The sequence below is a fragment of the Pseudomonas sp. NPDC086278 genome (genome assembly GCF_050280905.1).
Lineage (GTDB): Bacteria > Pseudomonadota > Gammaproteobacteria > Pseudomonadales > Pseudomonadaceae > Aquipseudomonas.
The window spans coordinates 1-22,762 of record NZ_JBNNWE010000099.1 but is presented as its reverse complement, the minus strand read 5'-3'; the positions used below and the strand labels follow the sequence as shown (position 1 = coordinate 22,762).

Below are 22,762 nucleotides of genomic sequence, written 5' to 3'. Positions count from 1 at the left end.
ACAGCAGGATGCGCATCATGGTTGTAGAAGTCTCCTCATGCTAAAGATGTAGCGTACTGCGGGGTATATAAGGTGCTGCACCGGGCTATTCAACCCCCGCATTCCTATGAGACCGACGAGATCATTGTCATCGGCGTCGATACGGAGAAAGCGTGATGAGCAAGTTCATGGATTGGGTTGATGCACGCTTCCCCGCCACCAAAATGTGGGAAGACCATCTCAGCAAGTATTACGCCCCGAAGAACTTCAACTTCTTCTATTTCTTTGGCTCCCTGGCACTGCTCGTTCTGGTCAACCAGATCGTCACCGGTATCTGGCTGACAATGAGCTACACCCCGTCGGCGGAAGAAGCGTTTGCTTCCGTCGAATACATCATGCGCGACGTCGAGTACGGCTCGATCCTGCGTCTGCTGCACTCCACCGGCGCTTCGGCGTTCTTCATCGTGGTTTATCTGCACATGTTCCGTGGCTTGCTCTACGGTTCGTACCAGAAGCCGCGTGAGCTGGTGTGGGTCTTCGGCATGCTGATCTACCTGGCGCTGATGGCTGAAGCCTTCATGGGTTACCTGCTGCCGTGGGGCCAGATGTCCTACTGGGGCGCCCAGGTGATCATCTCGCTGTTCGGTGCGATCCCGGTCATCGGTAACGACCTGACCCAGTGGATTCGTGGTGACTACCTGATTTCCGGTATTACCCTGAACCGCTTCTTCGCCTTGCATGTGGTTGCCCTGCCGATCGTGATTCTGGGTCTGGTGGTGCTGCACGTTCTGGCGCTGCACGAAGTCGGGTCGAACAACCCGGACGGCGTCGACATCAAGAAGCACAAAGACGAAAACGGCGTGCCACTGGACGGCATTGCCTTCCACCCGTACTACACCGTGAAAGATATCGTCGGCGTGGTGGTGTTCCTCTTCATCTTCTGTTCGATCGTGTTCTTCTTCCCGGAGATGGGTGGTTATTTCCTCGAGAAGCCGAACTTTGAAGTGGCGAACGCCTTCAAGACCCCAGAGCACATCGCTCCGGTCTGGTACTTCACCCCGTTCTACGCCATCTTGCGGGCGATCCCGGACAAGCTTCTGGGGGTTATCGCCATGGGCGCGGCCATCGCCGTGCTGTTCGTCCTGCCGTGGCTGGACCGTAGCCCGGTCAAGTCGATGCGCTACAAAGGCTGGCTGAGCAAAATCTGGCTGTGGGTGTTCTGCATCTCGTTCGTGATCCTGGGTGTACTGGGCGTATTGGCCCCGACCCCTGAGCGTACGTTGCTGTCGCAGGTGTGTACCTTCCTGTACTTCGCCTACTTCATTCTGATGCCGTTCTACACCAGGCTCGAGAAGACCAAACCGGTTCCGGAAAGGGTGACTGGCTGATGAAAAAGCTATTTGCTGTATTGATGCTTGCTGCACTGCCAATGTTGTCGTTCGCGGCCGAACACGGTGGTCCGGAGCTGGAAAAAGTCGATATCGACGTTTCTGACAAAGCGGCCATGCAGGACGGCGCACGTACGTTTGCCAACTATTGCATGGGTTGCCACAGCGCCAAGTTCCAGCGCTACGAGCGTGTTGCCGATGACTTGGGCATCCCTCACGACTTGATGCTCTCGAACCTGGTTTTCACCGGTGCCAAGATCGGCGACCACATGAGCATCGGCATGCAACCGGCTGACGCCAAGGCCTGGTTCGGTGCGGCACCGCCGGATCTGACCCTGGTGGCTCGCGTTCGTGGTACCGACTGGCTTTACGGTTACCTGCATTCGTTCTACGAAGACCCGTCGCGTCCTTGGGGCGTGAACAACAAGGTTTTCCCGAACGTCGGCATGCCGAACGTTCTGGTCGGCCTGCAAGGTCGTCAGGTGGTAGGCTGCAAACAGGTTCAAATCGTCGAAGACGGCAAGAAACAATACGATCCGCTGACAGGCACGCCTTTGACCCATGAAGCGTGCGATCAACTGACCGTATTGCCGAAAACCGGCACGCTGAACGCAGAGCAGTTCGATGAGAAGGTCAAGAATCTGGTAACCTTCCTGGCCTATTCGGCCAACCCGGTGAAGCTGCAGCATCAGCGCATCGGTACCTATGTGTTGCTGTACCTGGCGTTCTTCTTCGTATTCGCTTACCTGCTCAAGCGCGAATACTGGAAAGATGTCCATTGATAACGCTGTAAGTAATTGCTGTTAATCGCGCGCGCCCAGGGGCGTCTCTGAAGGTGTAACGAGCCTGGTGATCCAGGCGTTACGGGAGGCGTCCTCTGGGCGCGCGCGTTTTTCCGTTTCCGATAATTTCTACAAGCGAGGAGGACCGCCATGGGCGTGACCAATCGGTTGGCCTGTTACTCCGACCCCGCCGACCACTATTCCCACCGAGTACGCATCGTACTTGCAGAGAAGGGTGTCAGCGCCGAGATCATTTACGTGGAAGCTGGTCGCCAGCCGCCTAAACTGATTGAGGTGAACCCTTACGGAAGCCTGCCCACCCTGGTCGATCGTGACCTGGCGTTGTGGGAGTCGACCGTGGTGATGGAATATCTGGATGAGCGTTACCCGCACCCGCCATTGCTGCCGGTTTATCCTGTGGCGCGTGCAAACAGTCGTCTGCTGATTCATCGCATTCAGCGTGACTGGTGTGGGCTGGTGGATCTGATCCTGGATCCGAAGTCCAAGGAAGCCGCCCGCGTCGTCGCTCGTAAAGAACTGCGCGAAAGCCTGACCGGCGTGTCGCCGCTGTTTGCCGACAAGCCGTTTTTCCTCAGCGAGGAACAAAGTCTGGTGGATTGCTGCCTATTACCAATACTCTGGCGCTTGCCGATTTTGGGTATTGAACTGCCGCGGCCTGCCAAGCCGTTGCTTGATTACATGGAGCGCTCGTTTGCGCGTGAGGCTTTCCAGGCGAGTCTGTCTGGTGTCGAACGCGATATGCGCTAAGGCTTAAGGAGCCGCTATGAACTCCAGTCGACCTTATCTGGTCCGTGCGCTCTACGAGTGGATTGTGGACAACGATTGCACCCCGCACATGCTGGTCAATTCCGAGTATCCGTCGGTGCAGGTGCCTCAGGGTTTTGCCAGTGACGGACAGATTGTCCTGAACGTATCGCCGGCTGCCGTGCGCCATATGCACATGGACAACGATGCGGTGAGCTTCGAAGGTCGCTTCGGTGGCGTGCCACACACCTTGTACGTGCCTATCGCATCGATTCTGGGCATTTACGCCCGGGAGAATGGTCAGGGCATGGTGTTCGATCTGGAATCGCCTATGGAAGGCGATGAAGGGGTTGAGCAAGATGACGATCTGCCGCCACCCGATACCGAGCCGCCGCGTCCCAGCGGTCGACCGAGTTTGAAGGTGGTGAAGTAATAAAAAAGGCGATCCGCAAGGATCGCCTTTTTTATTACTGTGTGTCCTGCAGGGGAAGTGTCAGTCGATGTACTCAAACAGCTTCACGATCTTCTGCACGCCGGAAACGCTCTGCACCAGGTTGGTGGCTTGAGCGGCTTCCTGCTTGGTCAGCAGACCCAGCAAATACACGATCCCGTTCTCGGTGACGACTTTGATGCGCGAGCCCGGGATGTTCGGATCGGTAAGCATCTGGGTCTTGATCTTGGAGGTCAGCCAAGTGTCGTTCTGGCGAGCAAGGAAGCCGGACGGTGGCAGCACCTGCAGTTCGTTGTGAACCGTCTTCACGCGCTGGACGGCCGAGGCAGCCTGCTCGGCCTTGGCCTTGAGTTCAGCGGTAGGCGTTTGCCCGGCGAGCAGCACCACGCCGTTGAAGCTGGTGACGACGATGTGCGAGTCGTTGTCCAGGGCCGGGTCGGCCTTGGCGACGTTCACGCCGACTTTGGTGTCGATCAGGGAGTCGTCGATCTTGCTGCCGAAGGTGCGCGTACCGCGATCGTCTTCAATCGGCGCTTCCCGGCTGGCGTTAACCACCGAGGTGCAGCCGCTGATGCCGAGGCACAGGGTCAAGGCCAGAAGGCCTAGGCGATTAGGGGTCATTCTTCACTCCCGAACAATTGGCTGTCGATCAAATCGCAAAGGCAATGGATCGCCAGCAGGTGGACTTCCTGAATACGTGCGGTGACATTGGCCGGTACGCGAATCTCGACGTCTTCGGGCAATAGCAGCGACGCCATGCCGCCGCCATCGCGACCGGTCAATGCTACGACAATCATTTCGCGATCATGTGCGGCCTGGATCGCTTGAATAATATTCGCCGAGTTGCCGCTGGTGGAGATTGCCAGGAGCACGTCACCCGGCTGGCCCAGGGCGCGAATCTGTTTCGAGAAGATTTCGTTGTAGCTGTAATCGTTGGCGATCGAGGTGATCGTCGAACTGTCGGTGGTCAGCGCGATGGCTGGCAGGCTCGGGCGCTCACGCTCGAACCGGTTCAGCAGCTCTGACGAAAAATGCTGGGCATCACCGGCGGAGCCGCCGTTGCCGCATGAGAGCATCTTGCCCTCGTTGAGCAAGGCGTTGACCATCACTTGGCTTGCTTGCTCGATGTGCGGTGCAAGTACGTCCATCGCCATTTGCTTGGTGTCGATACTGGCCTGAAAAAGCTGGCGAATTCGGGATTGCATGTCCATCTGTGTGACCTTAATTAGCGCGGCTACTTGGCACAAGTAATGTGCAGCCCGCAAAGCAAAGAGCAAAAGTGTCGGGTGAAGGTGTCCGGTTCGGCGCGCGGGTGATCAGCTGTCGAAGGCATTCTGCAACCAGTTCAACTGATCGAGGTTGCTGTCGATGGCAACCACGTCAAAGCGGCATGGGGAATTGGCCCAACGCGACTCGCGCTGAAGAAAATACTGCGCGGCGAATATCAGCTTCTGCCGTTTGCGCCCGTCGATGCTATCGAGTGCGCCACCCCATTGGGTGTTTTTTCTGTAGCGGACTTCGACGAATACTACTGTATCGCCATCAAGCATGACCAGATCAAGCTCGCCGCGCTTGCACAACCAGTTCTGCGCCAGCAGGCGCAGACCTTGTTGTTGCAGATGCTCGAGCGCGTGGCGCTCGGCATCTTTACCGCTTTGCTGGCGTGACCTGTCGGGCATTAGCGCGAGGTGTCCGGCAGGCGTTGAACCTGGCCGTTGACGAACTGCGCCCATGGCAACTGGCGCACAACGCGTTGGTTCTGAGCCATGCCCAGGCTGCCCGACTGGCCTTCGATGCGGCTGTCCGGCAGGGCCTTGAGTTGGCCCAGGCGAGGCGCCAGACGATAAGCATCGACGCCCATTGCGTACAAACGACCCAGGCTGCCGCCGGCTTGTGGCCACTGCGCGGTGACCTGTTTGCGCAGCGGATCATTGGCGTCCAGCAACCACGGGGTTTCACAGAAGCGAATGCCGTTCATGTCGTTGTATTGATTGACGTCGCCGCTGGCGCTGAACACGTGGGAAGTGGCGTAGACCGGCACATCGCCTGCGTATTGGAAATTCAGGGTCGGTTTGATCTGTTGAGCCTGCTGCGGGGTCGCGGCCAGGAAGATGAAATCGATGTCCTGACGACGCGAAGGCTGGGCGGCTACCTGCGAACCCACGGTGCTTTGCAGGCTCTTGGCGCGACCTTCGCTCTGGCGCAGCTGGAACATATCGGCGATCTGCTGGGCCAGTTGCACCGGCTGATCAACGCGTTCGGTGGCGACGATGGTACCGCCGTTAGCTTGCCAGTCCTGGCTGAAGGCTCTCAGCACGCGATCGCCCCATTCACCTTTCGGCACCATGATCGCGGCGCGATGCAGGCCGTCGGCACGTGCGCGGCGCGACACTTCGCGAGCTTCGTCTTCAGCGGCGAGGCCAAACTGGAACAGTTGCGCCGGGCCTTGTTCACCTTCGCTGTAGTTCAGCGCGAGGGTCGTGATCGGCAGTTGCGGACGCGAGCTGAGTTGCTTGACCAGCGGCTTTTCCAGCGGGCCTACCACCAGTTGCACGCCATCGGCCTGAGCCTTGCGATAGAACTCGTCCATCGACGTCAGCTTCGAGCTGTCATAGAAAACGATGGCGGGTGGCTTTTGTCCGGCTTGTTGTGCCTGGTAGTGCGCAGCCATGAACCCGTCGCGCAATGCCTTGCCGACCGAAGCCAGTGGACCGTCCTGCGGCAACAGCAGGGCAATTTTGCTCAGGGGCTGGCTGGCCAGCTCCTTGAGTTTGGTCAGTGGCAACGGCAGTTGAATGGCCGCCGGGTGTTTCGGGTTTTGCGCGCGCCAGGTGTCGATCGCCGCTTGTTGCTGCTCCAGCGTGCCGGCTGTTTTCACCGCCAGCGCCAAGCCCATCCAGCCGCCGAGGTCATCGGAAGTGCTGGGTTGCAGTTGGTCGGTTGGCAGCGAGGCGATCAGGGTCCAGATGGCTTCGTGGTTTTTGCTGGCCGCTTCACCGCTGAGCATCGGCGCGATGAAGATGCGCTCGCGTGCGGCGGCCAGGGTCTGGCCATCGGCCTCGAGGGCGCGGGCGTGAACGGTGCCGGTGCGGATCTGCTGCTCGACCGGCAGCTCACCCAGGCGTTGCAGGCTCGGATGGCTCAAGGCCGTCAGCGCCGCTTTCGGCTGATTGCGGGTCATGGCCAATTCTGCCGCCAGCGTACTGGCGAATACTTGTTGGCCGGGCTTGAGTGTTTCCAGGGGAACCTGCTGCAGGATTTGCGCGGACTGGCCGGCATTCCCCTGGTGGTAAGCGAGGTCTGCCGCGCTCAGGCGCAACAGAGCCGCTTTTTGCGGGTCCTGGCTTTTAGCCGCCTGTTCGAGCAGTTGCTCGATACTGGCATCCGGGGTCCGTGGAAGTTCGCCAAGGCTGGAAGAGGGCGAGCTGGCGCAAGCCGCCAGCAAGGCAGCGAGGCAGAGGGCAGTGAACAGCCGCAGGCAAGCGATCATGTAGTGTTCCTGATACTCGATCAAATTAGCGTGGAATTGTACCCAAGCACTGGCCGGGGCGCGATGTTACTGGCGTGAATCGATCAATTTAGCTCGTGCAAATGTTGCGGCGCTGCACAAACGCCTGCAAAGCCGGGGGCGGGCGAGGCGTATCGCAAGTGCCGCTACGCGCTACAATGTCGCCTTTTACCCATCATGAGGTGTGCGCTTTGACTGCTCCAGGTGCTTTGAATTCCGCTGCTGGCTCGCTTTATGTGGTGGCGACGCCCATCGGCAACCTGGACGACATCAGTGCGCGTGCGCTGAAGATCCTGCGCGACGTCGCGTTGATTGCCGCCGAAGACACGCGTCACTCCCAGCGTCTGATGCAGCACTTCGGTATTGCGACGCCGCTGGCAGCGTGTCACGAACACAACGAGCGAGATGAAGGTAGTCGCTTTATTACGCGCTTGCTGGCGGGCGATGATGTCGCGCTGATCTCCGATGCCGGCACCCCACTGATTTCCGATCCCGGCTATCACCTGGTGCGACAGGCCCGTGCTGCGGGGATCAATGTGGTGCCGGTTCCCGGAGCCTGCGCGTTGATCGCAGCGCTGTCTGCCGCCGGCTTGCCGTCAGACCGGTTTATCTTCGAAGGCTTTTTGCCGGCCAAGGCTGTCGGTCGCCGTGCTCGACTGGAGCTGGTAAAGGAAGAGCCGCGCACACTGATTTTCTACGAAGCGCCGCACCGCATCCTGGAATGCCTGCAGGACATGGAGCTGGTGTTCGGGGGCGAGCGTCCGGCGTTGCTGGCCCGTGAAATCACCAAAACCTTCGAAACCCTCAAAGGCTTGCCGTTGGCCGAGTTGCGCGAGTTCGTCGAGTCGGACAGCAATCAGCAGCGGGGCGAGTGCGTGGTGTTGGTGGCTGGGTGGTCGGTGCCGGAGACTGAAGACGCTGTTAGTAGCGAGGCCATGCGCATCCTCAACCTGTTGCTTGAAGAGATGCCGCTCAAGCGGGCAGCGGCGTTGGCGGCGCAAATTACCGGCGAGCGCAAGAATGTGCTTTATCAGGTCGCGCTGGATAAGCAGAAGGGCGAATAAAACCCGACGTGCAGGGGGGGCCAAAGGCGTTTAGCGCTTGTTCTTCGGCCGCTCTGCCGTTAACCTTCGCGGCGGAGAGTCGATCGGACAGTCGCTGCCCTCTATGAAAATTAGGGGGGGGAGGAAAGTCCGGGCTCCATAGGGCGAAGTGCCAGGTAATGCCTGGGAGGCGTGAGCCTACGGAAAGTGCCACAGAAAATAACCGCCTAAGCGCTTCGGCGCCGGTAAGGGTGAAAAGGTGCGGTAAGAGCGCACCGCACGTCTGGCAACAGTTCGTGGCTAGGTAAACCCCACTTGGAGCAAGACCAAATAGGGTCCCAAGGCGTGGCCCGCGCTGGGACCGGGTAGGTTGCTAAAGATGTCCAGTGATGGCCATCGTAGACGAATGACTGTTCAAGACAGAACCCGGCTTACAGATCGACTCTCCACCTTTTTCCCCCTCCCGTTTGAATCGCTGAGCGGGACGCTGATAGTAGCCATTTCCCTCCTTGCAAAATCATCAGCAGAAGCACTTTCGTAATACCGAAAAAATCTTACTCTTAACAAACTACTTTAACTTTCGAGCGCAGCCTCCAGTGCTGTCTCAAGTTATCGACTGAATTGACGCGTCAGATTCTCGTAACACCTCCTCCTACGCTCCTAAATCTCAGTTCTGTAAGGGTTTTCCTTTAATCCGCGCCTTGACGGTGCGGTGGCCGCATTCCTATAGTGTGCGCAAGTGGCGGAAAGTGGCATGAAGTGGGTTTTTTGAGCGTAAAACGATAATATTTGGAGAAACGCTGACGTGTTTCGCGGAGCTAACGCTATCAGTCTCGACGCAAAGGGCCGTCTCGCTATGCCGAGCCGGTACCGTGACGAGCTCGTTTCGCGTAGTTCCGGTCAGTTAATCGTGACAATTGATGCCGTTGATCCATGTTTGTGTGTCTACCCGCTCGATGAGTGGGAAATTATCGAAACCAAACTGCGCGCACTGCCTTCGCTTCGCGAAGAGAACCGCCGCCTGCAACGCTTGCTGATTGGTAATGCCGTCGACCTCGAGCTCGATGGCAGTGGTCGTTTTCTGGTTCCGCCGCGTCTTCGTGAATATGCCAAGTTGGATAAGCGCGCGATGTTGGTAGGCCAACTGAACAAGTTCCAATTGTGGGACGAGGATGCCTGGGATGCGGTTTCTGCCGCTGACCTGGCTGCTATTCAACAACCGGGCGCGATGCCTGATGAACTGCGTGATTTGATCCTGTGACTATTGATAGCGGCTTTAACCACATCACCGTACTGCTTGACGAAGCCGTTGAGGCTCTCGCCGTACGTCCTGATGGCTGCTATCTGGACGGCACGTTCGGGCGCGGCGGGCACAGCCGGTTGATTCTCAGCCTGCTCGGTCCTGATGGTCGAGTCCTCGGATTCGACAAAGATCCTCAAGCGATTGCCACCGGGCAAACGCTAGCGGCCGAAGACGGCCGCTTTGTCGTTGTGCAACGCAGCTTTGCCGAACTCGGTTCGGAAGTCGCGGAGCGCGGCCTGCACGGCAAGGTCAGCGGTGTCTTGCTTGACCTGGGTGTGTCTTCGCCGCAGCTCGACGACCCTGAACGCGGCTTCAGTTTTCTCAACGACGGCCCGCTGGACATGCGCATGGACCCGTCCCGCGGGATCAGCGCTGCCGAATTCGTCAACACCGCGCCCGCCGAAGAAATTGCTCGCGTGTTCAAGGAATACGGCGAAGAACGTTTCTCCGGGCGCATGGCCCGTGCCGTGGCCGAGCGTCGCGACATCAAGCCGTTCGAGCGCACCGCGGATCTGGCTGAAGTCCTGAAAGTCGCCAACCCGGCGTGGGAAAAGGGCAAGAACCCGGCAACCCGTGCGTTCCAGGGCCTGCGTATTCACGTCAACAACGAGCTGGGCGATCTGGAAGCCGGCCTCGAAGCCGCGCTGGAATGCCTGGAAGTCGGCGGTCGTCTGGTCGTCATCAGTTTCCATTCGCTGGAAGATCGCATCGTCAAACTGTTCATGCGCAAGCTGGTGAAAGGCGAAGCCGACAACCTGCCGCGCAACCTGCCGGTCCGTCACGTCGCTTTCGAACCGTTCATCAAAGTCCATGGCAAAGCGCAGACGGCCTCCGACGCCGAACTCAAAGCCAACCCACGTTCCCGTAGCGCCGTCATGCGCGTCGCGGAGAAGCTGCGGTGAGCAAGCTTTTCGCCAAGCCACTTCCTGGCGGAAGCTTTTTGATGCTGCTGCTGTTTGTTGGCGTGCTCGTGTCGGCCATCGGCGTGTCGTACAGCGCCCACTGGAACCGCCAGTTGCTGAACTCGCTGTACAACGAGCTGAGCGTGCGCGACAAGGCGCAGGCGGAGTGGGGCCGGTTGATTCTCGAACAGAGCACCTGGACCGCGCACAGCCGAATCGAAGTCCTGGCCACCGAGCAACTGAAGATGCGCATTCCTGGCGCCGCTGAAGTGCAGATGGTGGCGCCATGATGAAACTCGAAGGCGCACTGTTCCCATGGCGGTTTCGCCTGGTGCTGGGTTTGCTCGGCGTCATGGTGGTGGCGATCTGCTGGCGCATCATCGATCTGCAAGTCGTCGACCGTGCCTTCCTTAAAGGCCAGGGCGATGCGCGCAGCGTTCGGCACATTCCTATTCCGGCTCACCGTGGTCTGATCACCGACCGTAACGGCGAGCCATTGGCCGTGAGTACGCCGGTCACTACGCTGTGGGCCAACGCCAAGGAAATGCAACTGGCCAAGGAAAAATGGCCGGCACTGGCGGCAGCGCTGGGGCAAGACCCCAAAGCCCTGGCCGAGCGTCTCGAAGCCCAGGCCAACAAGGAATTCATTTACCTGGTGCGCGGGTTGACCCCCGAGCAAGGCCAGTCGGTGCTCGACCTGAAAGTGCCAGGCGTCTACGGCATCGAAGAGTTCCGCCGTTTCTATCCGGCCGGTGAAGTCACGGCGCACATGGTCGGCTTTACCGACATCGATGACCACGGTCGTGAAGGTGTCGAACTGGCCTACGACGAATGGCTCGCCGGTGTCGCCGGCAAGCGCCAGGTCATCAAGGATCGACGCGGCCGGCTCATCAAGGATGTCCAGGTCACCAAAAACGCCAAGGCCGGCAAGCCCTTGGCGTTGTCCATTGACCTGCGCCTGCAATATCTGGCCAACCGCGAGTTGCGTAACGCGATCATCGAGAATGGCGCCAAGGCGGGCAGCCTGGTGATCATGGACGTGAAGACCGGCGAGATCCTCGCCATGGTCAACCAGCCGACCTACAACCCGAACAACCGTCGCAACCTGCAACCGGCGATGATGCGCAACCGCGCGATGATCGACGTGTTCGAACCGGGTTCGACCATGAAAGCCATCTCCATGAGCGCCGCGATTGAAACCGGGCGCTGGAAGCCGAGCGACACTGTCGAGGTGTATCCGGGCAGCTTGCAGATTGGCAAATACACCATCAAGGACGTCTCCAAGACCGAAGGCCCGGTGCTCGACCTGACCGGCATTCTGATCAACTCCAGTAACGTCGGCATGAGTAAGGTCGCGTTCGATATCGGCGGCGAGACCATTTTCCGCCTGGCGCAGAAAGTCGGCCTCGGCCAGGACACCGGCCTCGGCTTCCCGGGCGAGCGCGTCGGCAACCTGCCGAACTACCGCGAATGGCGCAAGGCGGAAACCGCCACGCTGTCGTACGGCTACGGTATTTCCGTGACCGCGATCCAGTTGGTTCACGCCTTCTCCGCGCTGGCCAACAACGGTCGCCTCGCGCCGCTGACCCTGATCAAGACCGACAAGGCGCCGCAAACCACGCAAGTGCTGCCGGAAGCCGTGGCGAAAACCATGCAAGGCATGCTGACCCAAGTGATCGAAGCGCCGCGTGGTGTGTTCCGTGCGCAAGTGCCGGCCTATCACGTGGCCGGCAAGTCGGGTACCGCACGTAAAACGTCGGTGGGCACCAAGGGTTATGCCGAGAACTCCTACCGCTCGTTGTTCGCCGGTTTCGGCCCGATGAGCGATCCGCGTTACGCCATCGTGGTGGTGATCGACGAACCGAGCAAGGCTGGCTACTTCGGTGGTCTGGTCTCGGCGCCGGTGTTCAGCAAAGTGATGTCCGGGACCTTGCGCCTGATGAACATCACCCCGGACAACCTGCCGCCAACGCAAACCGCTAACGCCACACCGGTCGTTCCGCTGAAAGCCAATGGAGGGCGCGGCTGATGTCTCTGAGTCTGAACAAGATTTTCGCCCACGCTGGCCGTGATCTGTTGATCCGTGAACTGGCGCTGGACAGCCGTAACGTGCGGGCAGGTGACTTGTTTCTCGCCGTCCCTGGCGGCAAATTCGACGGTCGTGCACACATCGCCGATGCGTTGCAGCGCGGTGCTGCCGCCGTGGCGTATGAAGTCGAAGGCGCCACTGTATTGCCGATCACCGACGTGCCATTGATTCCGGTCAAAGGCCTGTCTGCACAGCTGTCGGACATTGCCGGGCGCTTTTACGGCGACCCGAGCCGTCATCTGAACCTGGTGGGCGTCACCGGCACCAACGGCAAAACCAGCGTGACGCAATTGGTGGCCCAGGCGCTCGACCTGCTGGGTCAGCACTGCGGCATCGTCGGCACGCTGGGCTCCGGTTTCTACGGTGCGCTGGAAAGCGGCCTGCACACCACGCCGAATCCGATTGCGGTGCAAGCGACGCTGGCTGACCTGAAAAAGGCCGGCGCCAAAGCGGTTGCCATGGAAGTGTCATCTCACGGTCTGGATCAGGGCCGCGTCACTGCGCTGGCATTCGATGTGGCGGTGATGACCAACCTGTCCCGCGATCACCTCGATTACCACGGCACCATGCAGGCCTACGGCGAAGCCAAGGCCAAGCTGTTTGCCTGGAATGATTTGAAATGCCGGGTGGTCAATCTCGACGACGAATTCGGCCGGCAGCTGGCCGCCGAAAAACGTGAGTCGCGCTTGATCACCTACAGCCTGGAAGATTCCAGCGCCTACCTCTATTGCCGCGAAGCCCGGTTCGATGACGAAGGCGTGCGCGCCACGTTGGTCACGCCGCAGGGCGAGCACCATTTGCGCAGCAGCTTGCTCGGGCGTTTCAACCTGAGCAACGTGCTGGCCGCCGTCGGCGCCTTGCTCGGCCTCGACTACGCGCTGGATGAAATCCTCAAGGTCCTGCCGAAACTCGAAGGCCCGGTCGGTCGCATGCAGCGCCTCGGCGGCGGCACCCAGCCTTTGGTGGTGGTCGATTACGCCCACACCCCGGATGCACTGGAAAAAGTATTGATGGCCCTGCGCCCACACGCCAAGGGTCGCTTGCTGTGCCTGTTCGGTTGCGGCGGCGATCGCGATCGCGGCAAGCGTCCGTTGATGGCGGAAGTGGTCGAGCGTCTGGCCGACGGCGTGCTGGTGACCGATGACAACCCGCGCACCGAAGAGCCTTCGCGGATCTTTGATGACATCCGCGCCGGCTTCAAGGCTGTGGATAACGTCACGTTCGTCGTTGGTCGTGGCCAGGCGATCGCCCAACTGATTGCCGGCGCTGCGGCGGATGACGTGATTGTCCTGGCCGGTAAAGGTCACGAGGACTATCAGGAAATCAACGGCGAGCGTCATCGTTTCTCCGATCTGGTCGAGGCTGATCACGCCTTGACCGCGTGGGAGGTGGCCCATGCTTAAAGCCTTGAAACTGAGCGAACTGACCGGCGCGTTGAACGGCCGATTGATCCTGGCCGATGCCACGTTCGATGGCGTCAGCATCGACAGCCGCGCAATCAAGCCCGGCCAACTGTTTATTGCCCTGACCGGCCCGCGTTTCGATGGTCATGATTATTTGAACGACGTGGCAAGCAAGGGCGCCGTGGCGGCACTGGTCGAGCGTGAAGTCGCCGACAGCGCGCTGCCGCAACTGCTGGTCGAAGACACTCGCCAGGCATTGGGCCAACTGGGCGCCTTGAACCGTGCCGCGTTTACCCACCCCGTGGCGGCGATCACCGGCTCCAGCGGTAAAACCACGGTCAAGGAAATGCTCGCGAGCATCCTGCGCACGCGCGGTCCGGTACTGGCGACCCGTGGCAACTTGAACAACGACCTCGGCGTGCCGCTGACCTTGCTCGAACTGGCGCCGGAACACACCGCCGCCGTGATCGAACTCGGCGCCTCGCGTCTTGGCGAAATTGCCTACACCGTCGGCATGACCAAACCGCACGTGGCCGTACTCAACAACGCCGGGACCGCCCACGTTGGCGAGTTTGGCGGGCCGGAAAAAATCGTCGAAGCCAAGGGCGAGATCATTGAAGGGCTGGCCGCCGATGGCGTCGCGGTGCTCAATCTCGACGACAAGGCTTTTGCGATCTGGAAGACCCGCGCTGCCGGGCGCAAAGTCCTGACTTTTGCCCTGAACAACCCAAGCGCCGATTTCTACGCCAGCGATCTGGACCGCGACGCTCGTGGTTGCCCGGCCTTCAACCTGCACAGTCCTGACGGTGTGGAGCGCGTTCAACTGAACCTGCTCGGCACCCATAACGTCGCCAATGCCATGGCCGCCGCCGCTGCCGCATATGCCTTGGGCGTGTCGCTGTTCGGCATTGCCACCGGTCTCGGCGCCATGCAACCGGTCAAGGGTCGCACCGTCGCGCAACTGGCCAGCAACGGCATGCGCGTGATCGATGACACTTACAACGCCAACCCGACGTCCATGTGCGCCGCCGTTGATATACTCGCCGGCTTTTCCGGCCGCACCGTTCTGGTGCTCGGGGATATCGGCGAGTTGGGCGATTGGGCGGAGCAGGGCCACCGTGATGTGGGCGAATACGCTCGCGGCAAGGTGTCCGCGCTGTACGCGGTCGGTCCGCTGATGACTCACGCCGTGAACGCTTTCGGCCAGCACGCTTTGCACTTCGCCACTCAGGCGGAGCTGATCAAGGCGTTGGGCGCCGAGCAAGACAAAAACACCACCATTTTGATCAAGGGCTCGCGCAGCGCTGCGATGGAAAACGTCGTCGCCGCTTTGTGCGGGTCCAGTCTGGAGAAACATTAATGCTGCTGCTGCTAGCGGAGTATCTGCAACAGTTCTACAAAGGCTTCGCGGTCTTTCAGTACCTGACCCTGCGCGGGATCCTCGGTGTGCTGACCGCGCTGGTCTTGTCGCTGTGCTATGGCCCGTGGATGATCCGCACCTTGCAGAATCGTCAGATCGGTCAGTCCGTTCGCAACGATGGTCCACAATCGCACCTGTCCAAATCCGGCACGCCGACCATGGGCGGCGCGCTGATTCTGTCGTCCATCGGGGTCAGCACATTGCTGTGGGCTGACCTGAGCAATCGCTACGTCTGGACCGTGTTGTTGGTGACGTTGCTGTTCGGCGCCATCGGCTGGGTCGATGACTATCGCAAAGTGATCGAGAAAAACTCCAAAGGCTTGCCGAGCCGCTGGAAGTATTTCTGGCAATCGGTGTTTGGCCTGGCGGCGGCGATCTTCCTTTATAAGACCGCTTCGACGCCGGTAGAAACCACGCTGATCCTGCCGATGCTCAAGGATTACAGCATTCCGCTGGGCGCAGGCTTCATCGTCCTGACCTACTTCGTGATTGTCGGCTCGAGCAACGCGGTCAACCTGACCGATGGCCTCGACGGCCTGGCGATCATGCCAACCGTGATGGTCGGCGGTGGCCTGGGGATTTTCTGCTACCTGTCGGGTAACGTGAAATTCGCTGAATACCTGTTGATTCCTTATGTGCCGGGCGCCGGTGAGCTGATTGTGTTCTGCGGTGCGTTGATCGGTGCGGGCCTGGGCTTCCTCTGGTTCAACACCTACCCGGCACAGGTCTTCATGGGCGACGTCGGCGCGCTGGCGCTGGGCGCGGCGCTGGGCACCATCGCCGTGATCGTCCGTCAGGAAATCGTCCTGTTCATCATGGGCGGCGTGTTCGTGATGGAAACCCTGTCCGTGGTGATTCAGGTTGCCTCCTTCAAGCTGACCGGTCGTCGTGTGTTCCGCATGGCGCCGATTCACCACTTTGAACTCAAGGGCTGGCCCGAGCCGCGCGTGATCGTCCGTTTCTGGATCATCACCGTGATTCTCGTGCTGGTTGGCCTTGCCACCCTGAAGCTGAGGTAGAACGAGTGTCTCTGATCGCTTCTGACCACTTCCGCATCGTTGTCGGCCTCGGCAAGAGCGGCATGTCCCTGGTTCGCTTCCTGGCGAACCGGGGCACGTCGTTTGCCGTGGCCGATACGCGGGAAAATCCACCGGAACTGGCCACGCTCAAGCGTGACTATCCGCACGTGGAAGTGCGTTGTGGCGAGCTGGACGTCGAATTCCTGTGCCGTGCCGACGAGCTCTACGTGAGCCCCGGCCTGGCGCTGGCAACCCCGGCCCTGCAGGCTGCCGCTGCCCGTGGCGTGAAATTGTCCGGCGACATCGAGCTGTTCGCGCGTCACGCGAAGGCACCGATTGTCGCGATCAGCGGTTCCAACGCGAAAAGCACCGTCACCACCCTGGTCGGCGACATGGCGGTTGCGGCTGGCAAGCGCGTGGCCGTCGGCGGCAACCTCGGCACGCCGGCGCTGGACTTGCTCAGCGATGACATCGAGTTGTACGTGATGGAGCTGTCGAGCTTCCAGCTCGAAACCACCGATCAACTCAACGCCGAAGTGGCGACCGTGCTCAACGTCAGTGAAGACCACATGGACCGTTACAGCGGTCTGCCGGCCTATCACCTGGCCAAGCACCGGATCTTCCGCGGTGCCAAACAGTTCGTGGTCAACCGTCAGGACGCCTTGAGCCGTCCGCTGATGGGTGAAGGTCAGCCGTGCTGGACCTTCGGCCTGAGCAAGCCTGATTTCAAGGCCTTCGGCATCCGCGAAGAAGACGGCGAGAAATACCTCGCCTTCGAATTTCAGAACCTGATGCCAGTGCGCGAGTTGAAAATTCGTGGCGCTCATAACCAGTCCAACGCCCTCGCGGCCTTGGCGTTGGGCCACGCGGTCGGCTTGCCATTCGACGCGATGCTTTCCAGCCTGCGCACGTTTGCCGGGCTCGAACATCGCTGCCAATGGGTCCGCGACCTGGACGGCGTGAGCTACTACAACGATTCCAAAGCCACCAACGTTGGCGCCGCACTGGCCGCCATCGAAGGCCTGGGCGCGGACATCGACGGCAAACTCGTACTGATTGCCGGTGGCGATGGCAAGGGTGCCGAGTTCAAGGATTTGCGTGACCCGGTGGCGGTCAACTGCCGCGCCGTGGTGCTGATGGGCCGTGACAGCGACCTGATCGGCCAGGCCATCGGCGATGCCGTGCCGTTGGTTCGCGTCAATTCGCTGGTCGAAGCGGTTGCGCAATGCCGCGCCCTTGCGTCACCGGGTGACGCGGTGCTGCTGTCCCCGGCCTGCGCCAGTTTCGACATGTTCAAGAATTACGAAGACCGTGGTCACCAGTTCGTCCGCGCTGTGGAGGAACTGGCATGAGCCTGAGAAATATCATCAAGCCGTACCCGTCGCCGATCATTACCGGGCGCGGCATCGACCTCGACTTCCCGATGCTCGCCGGTTGCCTGGCGTTGCTCGGGCTCGGGCTGGTGATGATTGCCTCGGCCTCGACCGAAGTGGCGGCGGTGCAATCGGGCAGCGCGCTGTATTACATGATTCGCCACCTGATCTATATCGTGCTGGGCCTCGGTGCCTGCATCGTCACCATGATGATTCCGATCGCCACCTGGCAACGGCTGGGCTGGCTGATGCTGCTGGGTGCATTCGGTCTGCTGGTGATGGTGATCGTCCCGGGGATCGGCCGCGAAGTGAACGGTTCGATGCGCTGGATCGGTTTCAGCTTCTTTAACGTTCAGCCGTCCGAGATCGCCAAGGTGTTTGTGGTGATCTACCTCGCCGGTTACCTGGTGCGTCGCCAGAAAGAAGTGCGCGAGAGCTGGATGGGTTTCTTCAAGCCGTTCATCGTGCTGCTGCCGATGGCGGGCCTGTTACTGATGGAGCCGGACTTCGGCGCCACCGTCGTGATGATGGGTGCGGCGGCGGCGATGCTGTTCCTCGGCGGGGTCGGGCTGTTCCGGTTCTCCTTGATGGTGGTGCTGGCCGTCGCGGCGGTGGTGTTGTTGATTCAAGTGCAGCCGTATCGAATGGCGCGCCTGACCAACTTTGCCGACCCGTGGGCCGACCAGTTCGGTGCCGGCTACCAGTTGTCTCAAGCCTTGATCGCGTTCGGTCGCGGCGAATGGCTGGGCGTGGGCCTGGGCAACAGCGTGCAGAAACAGTTCTACCTGCCGGAAGCCCACACCGACTTCGTGTTCTCGGTGCTGGCCGAAGAACTGGGCGCGGTAGGTTCGCTGTGCACCGTCGCGCTGTTCGTCTTCGTCTGTATTCGCGGCATGTACATCGGGTATTGGGCCGAGAAGGCCAAGCAATTCTTCGCCGCTTACATTGCCTACGGTTTGTCGTTCCTGTGGATTGGTCAGTTCCTGATCAACATCGGGGTGAACGTCGGCCTGCTGCCGACCAAGGGCCTGACCTTGCCGTTCCTCAGTTACGGCGGCAGTTCCCTGGTGATCTGCTGTGCCTGTCTCGGCTTGTTGCTGCGCATCGAGTGGGAGAGTCGAACCCACCTGGGCAGTGAAGAGATGGAGTTCCAGGAAAGTGACTTCGCCGAGGAGCCACCCCATGGGCGCTAACGTATTGATCATGGCGGGCGGCACCGGTGGCCACGTGTTCCCGGCGCTGGCCTGTGCTCGCGAATTCCAGGCTCGCGGCTACACCGTGCATTGGCTCGGCACCCCGCGCGGCATCGAAAACGATCTGGTGCCGATGGCCGGGATCGAGCTGCACCGCATCAACGCCAGCGGTCTGCGTGGCAAGGGCAAATTGTCCCTGCTCAAGGCGCCGGTCATGTTGCTCAAATCGATCTGGCAGGCACGGGCGATCATTCGTCAGCTGCGGCCGGTGTGTGTGGTCGGCTTCGGTGGTTATGTGACCGGCCCTGGCGGCGTCGCCGCGAAACTGGCCGGTGTGCCGGTGATCGTTCATGAACAGAACGCCGTGGCCGGTACCGCCAATCGGTTGCTGGTGCCGTTGGCCGCCCGAGTCTGTGAAGCGTTCCCCGACACCTTTACCCTGTCGGACAGCCGTCGGACCACCGGTAACCCGGTGCGCACCGAGCTGTTCCTCGATACACCGCGACCAGCCCTGGCCGGTCGCAAGGCGCGTTTGCTGATCCTGGGCGGAAGCCTGGGCGCAGAACCGTTGAACAAGTTGCTGCCTGAAGCCCTGTCGCAAGTCGCCGTCGACCTGCGTCCGGAAGTGTTTCATCAGGCCGGCAAAAATCACGATGAAGTGACTGCAGAGCGCTATCGCGCGGCTGGCGTCGAGGCGCAAGTGCAGCCTTTCATCAAAGACATGGCCCAAGCCTATGGCTGGGCCGACCTGGTGGTGTGCCGCGCAGGCGCGCTGACCATCAGTGAACTGGCTGCCGCCGGTCTGCCCTCGATGCTGGTGCCTTTGCCCCATGCCATCGACGACCACCAGACCCGCAACGCCGATTATTTGGCCCGTGAAGGCGCTGCCTTCCTGATGCCGCAAAGAACGACTGGCGCAGCGGATCTAGCCGCACGCCTGACAGAGGTCCTGATGCAACCGCAACGACTCAATGACATGGCCACTGCGGCCCGCCGCCTGGCCAAACCCGATGCCACCCGTAACGTGGTCGATACCTGCCTGGAGGTGGCCCATGGTTGAGAATCAAAAAGCCATGCCGCAACCGGAAATGCGCCGCATCCGTAAAATCCACTTCGTCGGGATCGGCGGCGTGGGCATGTGCGGCATCGCTGAAGTGTTGTTGAACCTGGGCTATGAAGTGTCCGGTTCCGACCTGAAAGCTTCGCCGGTGACCGAGCGTCTCGAATCCTTCGGCGCGCACATCTTTATCGGCCACCGTGCCGAGAACGCTGCCGCCGCCGACGTGCTGGTGGTGTCGAGCGCCGTGAACACCTCCAACCCGGAAGTGGCCACCGCGCTGGAGCGCCGGATTCCGGTGGTGCCACGCGCCGAAATGCTCGCTGAGCTGATGCGCTATCGCCACGGCATCGCCGTCGCCGGTACGCATGGCAAAACCACCACCACCAGCCTGATCGCTTCGGTGTTCGCGGCCGGCGGCCTCGACCCGACGTTCGTCATCGGTGGTCGCCTGAATGCCGCGGGCACCAATGCCCAGCTCGGCACCAGCCGTTACCTGATCGCCGAAGCCGACGAAAGCGATGCGAGTTTCCTGCACTTGCAGCCGCTGGTGGCCGTGGTCACCAACATCGACGCCGACCACATGGCGACCTACGACGGTGACTTCAACAAGCTGAAGAAAACCTTCGTCGAATTCCTGCACAACCTGCCGTTCTACGGTTTGGCCGTGGTGTGCCTGGACGACCCGGTGGTGCGCGAAATCCTGCCGCTGGTCAAGCGTCCGACGGTCACCTATGGCTTCGGCGAAGACTGCGACGTGCGCGCGATCAACGTGCGCCAGCAAGGCATGCAGACCTTCTTCACCGTGTTGCGCCCTGAGCGCGAGCCGCTGGATGTCTCGGTGAACATGCCGGGCAACCACAACGTATTGAACGCGCTGGCGACCATTTGCATTGCCTCCGATGAAGGCGTCAGCGATGAAGCCATCGTTCAGGGCCTGTCCGGGTTCCAGGGCGTCGGTCGACGCTTCCAGGTCTACGGCGAACTGCCGGTAGACGGCGGGCACGTGATGCTGGTCGACGATTACGGGCACCACCCGACCGAAGTCGCGGCCGTGATCAAAGCCGTGCGCGGTGGCTGGCCGGAGCGCCGTCTGGTGATGGTTTACCAGCCGCACCGTTACAGCCGCACCCGCGACCTGTACGACGATTTCGTCAATGTCCTGGCCGACGCCAACGTGCTGTTGCTGATGGAAGTCTACCCGGCCGGCGAAGAGCCGATCCCGGGCGCCGACAGCCGCAAATTGTGTAACAGCATCCGTCAGCGCGGTCAGTTGGACCCGATCTACATCGAACGGGGTGTCGACCTCGCGCCGCTGGTCAAGCCATTGCTGCGTGCCGGCGACATCCTGTTATGCCAAGGGGCCGGTGATATCGGCGGTCTCGCCCCAAAACTGTTGAACAGCCCGTTGTTCGCGGGCGCCGTTGCCGCGCCGACTGTAGGGAAGTTGAAATGACTGCTGCTTACGCCAACCTCGTCTCCACCCTCGCGCCGAAAGATTTCGGCCGCGTCGCCGTGCTGTTCGGCGGCAAGAGTGCCGAGCGTGCGGTTTCCTTGAAGTCGGGCAACGCGGTGCTCGAAGCGCTGCAAAGCGCTGGTGTGGATGCCTTCGGCCTCGACGTGGGCGACGACTTGCTGCAGCGTTTGCTGAGCGAAAAAATCGACCGCGCCTTCATCATTCTCCACGGCCGTGGCGGTGAAGACGGCAGCATGCAAGGCCTGCTGGAATGCCTGGGCATTCCGTACACCGGCAGCGGCATTCTGGCCTCGGCGCTGGCGATGGACAAACTGCGCACCAAGCAGGTCTGGCACAGCCTCGGCATTCCGACGCCACGTCACGCGGTATTGAGCTCGGAGGCCGATTGTATTTCGGCGGTGACGGAACTGGGCTTCCCTTTGATCGTCAAACCGGCCCATGAAGGTTCAAGTATCGGTATGGCCAAAGTGAGTTCCACGCTCGAGTTGATCGACGCCTGGAAAGCGGCCAGTACCTACGATTCGCAAGTGTTGGTCGAGCAATGGATTCAAGGTCCGGAGTTCACCATCGCCACCCTGCGTGACCAGGTGTTGCCTCCGATTGCCCTGGGCACGACGCACAGCTTCTACGACTACGACGCCAAGTACGTGGCTTCCGATACCCAGTACCGGATTCCGTGTGGCCTGGACAGCGCCAAAGAAAAAGAACTGATGGACCTGACGGTGAAAGCCTGTGAGGCGCTGGGTATCGCCGGTTGGGGCAGGGCAGACGTGATGCAGGACGCCGACGGGCAGTTCTGGTTTCTCGAAGTCAACACCGCGCCGGGCATGACCGATCACAGCCTGGTGCCGATGGCGGCCCGTGCCGCCGGTCTGGATTTCCAGCAACTGGTGCTGGCGATTCTGGCCGCCAGTGTCGGCAACAACGGGCCGCGAGGTTAAGACCATGCAAGGCGCTCATCTGAGACATCAGCCTCCTCCAGCACCCGGTCGCAAACCGGTGCCACGGGGTGCCAGCCGAATGGTGGCCAAAGAGCCGATGTCCGTGCGCCTGCCGAAAGCCAATTTTGGTTTTCTCAAAGCCTTGTTCTGGCCGGTGCTGCTGGTGGCGCTGGGCTTCGGTACTTACGAAGGCGCGCAGCGGTTGTTGCCGTACGCCGACCGGCCGATCACCAAGATCAATGTGCAGGGCGATTTGAGTTACATCAGCCAGCAAGCGGTGCAGCAGCGGATCGCCCCGTACGTGGCGTCGAGCTTCTTCACCATCGACCTGGCGAGCCTGCGCACCGAGCTGGAACAGATGCCCTGGATTGCCCACGCCGAAGTGCGTCGGGTGTGGCCGGATCAAGTGGTGATCCGCCTGGAAGAACAACTGCCGGTGGCCCGTTGGGGCGATGAATCGCTGTTGAACAACCAGGGTCAGGCGTTTACCCCGCGCGAACTGGCGAATTACGAACACTTGCCGCAGCTGTTCGGCCCACAACGGGCGCAACAGCAAGTGATGCAGCAATACCAGCAAAGAGTTTCCCGAGTATTACTCCTCGTTCCAGATCAATGGATTCAACGGCGTGCAGTCGGGGATCGGCGGCTTCCTGCTCAAGCCGTGGAACG

Annotated in this window: 22 protein-coding genes and 1 other RNA gene; 19 read left to right on the top strand and 4 right to left on the bottom strand. The window is 60.7% G+C overall.

Annotation, left to right across the window (positions count from 1 at the left end):
* The first annotated feature begins 155 nt into the window (after positions 1-155).
* From ACQKP4_RS23950 to ACQKP4_RS23935, 4 genes are all read left to right on the top strand, one after another.
* The gene (locus ACQKP4_RS23950) at positions 156-1,367 is read left to right on the top strand and encodes a cytochrome b (RefSeq protein WP_427636187.1); all 1,212 of its coding nucleotides are present in this window, start codon (positions 156-158) and stop codon (positions 1,365-1,367) included.
* Positions 1,367-2,149 (top strand): cytochrome c1, encoded by a 783-nt coding sequence (locus ACQKP4_RS23945; RefSeq protein ID WP_427636185.1) that lies wholly within the window; start codon positions 1,367-1,369, stop codon positions 2,147-2,149. Before ACQKP4_RS23950 ends, ACQKP4_RS23945 begins: the two co-directional genes overlap by 1 nt.
* Before the next feature lie 150 nt (positions 2,150-2,299).
* Positions 2,300-2,917 (top strand): glutathione S-transferase N-terminal domain-containing protein, encoded by a 618-nt coding sequence (locus ACQKP4_RS23940; protein ID WP_047303097.1) that lies wholly within the window; start codon positions 2,300-2,302, stop codon positions 2,915-2,917.
* 16 nt (positions 2,918-2,933) lie between these two features.
* Positions 2,934-3,347 (top strand): ClpXP protease specificity-enhancing factor, encoded by a 414-nt coding sequence (locus ACQKP4_RS23935; protein WP_427636184.1) that lies wholly within the window; start codon positions 2,934-2,936, stop codon positions 3,345-3,347.
* Positions 3,348-3,407: 60 nt separating this feature from the next.
* Here the strand turns inward: ACQKP4_RS23935 and ACQKP4_RS23930 are convergent, their stop codons facing one another.
* The 4 genes from ACQKP4_RS23930 to ACQKP4_RS23915 form a co-directional block, all read right to left on the bottom strand.
* On the bottom strand, positions 3,408-3,986 hold the full coding sequence (locus tag ACQKP4_RS23930; RefSeq protein ID WP_427636183.1) for a BON domain-containing protein: 579 nt from the start codon (positions 3,984-3,986) through the stop codon (positions 3,408-3,410).
* Entirely contained in the window at positions 3,983-4,576 is a 594-nt protein-coding gene (locus tag ACQKP4_RS23925) for a phosphoheptose isomerase (protein WP_008025961.1), read from the bottom strand. Before ACQKP4_RS23925 ends, ACQKP4_RS23930 begins: the two co-directional genes overlap by 4 nt.
* 105 nt (positions 4,577-4,681) lie before the next feature.
* Positions 4,682-5,044, bottom strand: a complete 363-nt coding sequence (locus tag ACQKP4_RS23920) for a YraN family protein (protein WP_007904371.1) — start codon at positions 5,042-5,044, stop codon at positions 4,682-4,684.
* On the bottom strand, positions 5,044-6,855 hold the full coding sequence (locus ACQKP4_RS23915) for a penicillin-binding protein activator (protein ID WP_427636181.1): 1,812 nt from the start codon (positions 6,853-6,855) through the stop codon (positions 5,044-5,046). The genes ACQKP4_RS23920 and ACQKP4_RS23915 overlap by 1 nt, the downstream gene beginning before the upstream one ends.
* 176 nt (positions 6,856-7,031) lie before the next feature.
* On the opposite strand from ACQKP4_RS23915, the gene rsmI reads away from it, so the two are divergent.
* The 15 genes from rsmI to ACQKP4_RS23840 form a co-directional block, all read left to right on the top strand.
* Positions 7,032-7,937 carry a 16S rRNA (cytidine(1402)-2'-O)-methyltransferase gene (gene rsmI / locus ACQKP4_RS23910; protein ID WP_427636179.1) on the top strand — a complete coding sequence of 302 codons (906 nt, stop codon included), beginning with the start codon at positions 7,032-7,034 and terminating at the stop codon, positions 7,935-7,937.
* Between the two features lie 75 nt (positions 7,938-8,012).
* Positions 8,013-8,366: RNase P RNA component class A (rnpB, locus tag ACQKP4_RS23905), an RNA gene on the top strand.
* A gap of 355 nt (positions 8,367-8,721) precedes the next feature.
* On the top strand, positions 8,722-9,177 hold the full coding sequence (gene mraZ, locus ACQKP4_RS23900) for a division/cell wall cluster transcriptional repressor MraZ (protein WP_008147486.1): 456 nt from the start codon (positions 8,722-8,724) through the stop codon (positions 9,175-9,177).
* A complete protein-coding gene (gene rsmH / locus ACQKP4_RS23895) occupies positions 9,174-10,121 on the top strand; it encodes a 16S rRNA (cytosine(1402)-N(4))-methyltransferase RsmH (RefSeq protein ID WP_427636178.1) in 948 nt (315 codons plus the stop codon). The genes mraZ and rsmH overlap by 4 nt, the downstream gene beginning before the upstream one ends.
* Positions 10,118-10,411 carry a cell division protein FtsL gene (ftsL, locus tag ACQKP4_RS23890; protein ID WP_427636176.1) on the top strand — a complete coding sequence of 98 codons (294 nt, stop codon included), beginning with the start codon at positions 10,118-10,120 and terminating at the stop codon, positions 10,409-10,411. Before rsmH ends, ftsL begins: the two co-directional genes overlap by 4 nt.
* Positions 10,411-12,150: a peptidoglycan D,D-transpeptidase FtsI family protein gene (locus tag ACQKP4_RS23885; protein ID WP_427636189.1), complete on the top strand. Its 1,740-nt coding sequence runs from the start codon at positions 10,411-10,413 to the stop codon at positions 12,148-12,150. Before ftsL ends, ACQKP4_RS23885 begins: the two co-directional genes overlap by 1 nt.
* Complete coding sequence (locus ACQKP4_RS23880) at positions 12,150-13,613, top strand: UDP-N-acetylmuramoyl-L-alanyl-D-glutamate--2,6-diaminopimelate ligase (protein WP_427636174.1); 1,464 nt, start codon at positions 12,150-12,152, stop codon at positions 13,611-13,613. Before ACQKP4_RS23885 ends, ACQKP4_RS23880 begins: the two co-directional genes overlap by 1 nt.
* Positions 13,606-14,973, top strand: coding sequence for a UDP-N-acetylmuramoyl-tripeptide--D-alanyl-D-alanine ligase (locus ACQKP4_RS23875; protein WP_427636172.1), 1,368 nt, complete (start codon positions 13,606-13,608; stop codon positions 14,971-14,973). The genes ACQKP4_RS23880 and ACQKP4_RS23875 overlap by 8 nt, the downstream gene beginning before the upstream one ends.
* Positions 14,973-16,052 carry a phospho-N-acetylmuramoyl-pentapeptide-transferase gene (mraY, locus tag ACQKP4_RS23870; RefSeq protein WP_427636171.1) on the top strand — a complete coding sequence of 360 codons (1,080 nt, stop codon included), beginning with the start codon at positions 14,973-14,975 and terminating at the stop codon, positions 16,050-16,052. Before ACQKP4_RS23875 ends, mraY begins: the two co-directional genes overlap by 1 nt.
* Positions 16,053-16,057: 5 nt before the next feature.
* The gene (murD, locus tag ACQKP4_RS23865; RefSeq protein ID WP_427636169.1) at positions 16,058-17,404 is read left to right on the top strand and encodes a UDP-N-acetylmuramoyl-L-alanine--D-glutamate ligase; all 1,347 of its coding nucleotides are present in this window, start codon (positions 16,058-16,060) and stop codon (positions 17,402-17,404) included.
* Entirely contained in the window at positions 17,401-18,618 is a 1,218-nt protein-coding gene (gene ftsW, locus ACQKP4_RS23860; protein ID WP_427636168.1) for a putative lipid II flippase FtsW, read from the top strand. Before murD ends, ftsW begins: the two co-directional genes overlap by 4 nt.
* Entirely contained in the window at positions 18,608-19,678 is a 1,071-nt protein-coding gene (gene murG / locus ACQKP4_RS23855; protein ID WP_427636166.1) for an undecaprenyldiphospho-muramoylpentapeptide beta-N-acetylglucosaminyltransferase, read from the top strand. Before ftsW ends, murG begins: the two co-directional genes overlap by 11 nt.
* Complete coding sequence (gene murC / locus ACQKP4_RS23850) at positions 19,671-21,131, top strand: UDP-N-acetylmuramate--L-alanine ligase (protein ID WP_427636164.1); 1,461 nt, start codon at positions 19,671-19,673, stop codon at positions 21,129-21,131. The genes murG and murC overlap by 8 nt, the downstream gene beginning before the upstream one ends.
* The gene (locus ACQKP4_RS23845; protein ID WP_427636162.1) at positions 21,128-22,093 is read left to right on the top strand and encodes a D-alanine--D-alanine ligase; all 966 of its coding nucleotides are present in this window, start codon (positions 21,128-21,130) and stop codon (positions 22,091-22,093) included. Before murC ends, ACQKP4_RS23845 begins: the two co-directional genes overlap by 4 nt.
* Before the next feature lie 4 nt (positions 22,094-22,097).
* On the top strand, positions 22,098-22,762 hold a 665-nt coding region (locus ACQKP4_RS23840; protein WP_427636160.1), incomplete at its 3' end, for a cell division protein FtsQ/DivIB.